This window comes from Mesorhizobium sp. WSM4829 (assembly GCF_055811475.1).
Genome location: NZ_JBVVQJ010000139.1, coordinates 1 through 620 on the forward strand (window position 1 = coordinate 1; position 620 = coordinate 620).

2 protein-coding genes are annotated in these 620 nt (G+C 63.5%); both read right to left on the reverse strand.

Annotated features, from left to right (window positions below; genetic code table 11):
• On the reverse strand, positions 1–294 hold a 294-nt coding region (locus tag AC0L17_RS34555; RefSeq protein ID WP_473490080.1), incomplete at its 3' end, for an ABC transporter permease subunit.
• The coding region (locus AC0L17_RS34560) for an ABC transporter ATP-binding protein C-terminal domain-containing protein (RefSeq protein WP_473519002.1) at positions 294–620 on the reverse strand (327 nt) is incomplete at its 5' end. The genes AC0L17_RS34555 and AC0L17_RS34560, both read right to left, overlap by 1 nt.

Below are 620 nucleotides of genomic sequence, written 5' to 3' on the forward strand. Positions count from 1 at the left end.
CGTCATCGGCGAGCGATTGACCAGCGGCCTGAGCACAGTCCGCTCGATGGTGAAGCCCAGCGCGACCATGACCGCGAAGGTGATGAGTAGCGAAAGCGCGAAGGGGATGCCGCGTTCGACGAGGCTGACAAAGGTGAGCGCTGCGAACAGCACCATCGACCCTTGCGCGAAGTTCAGCACGCCCGACGTCTTGTAGATCAGCACGAAACCGATGGCGACAAGCGAATACATGACCCCAGAGAGCAGGCCGCCGACCAGCACTTCGATGACGAAGAGGAAATCATAGTAGCTCATCAGATGTCCTCGCCATCGGCGGTGCCGATATAGGCCCGGATCACTGCCGGATCGGTCCTGACCTCGGCCGGCGTCCCGTCTGCGATCTTGCGGCCGTAGTCGAGCACGGCGACCCGGTCGGAGAGTCCCATGACCACGCCGATATCGTGCTCGATCAGGATGATGGTGACGCCGTCTCGGTCGCGCGCGGCGCGCACAAACCCGGCCATCTCAGCTTTCTCGGTCGCCGTCATGCCGGCCATCGGCTCGTCGAGCAGCAGGATCTTGGGCTCGGCAACCAGCGCTCGTGCCAGCTCGACTCGCTTCTGCAGGCCGTAGGGCAGCGT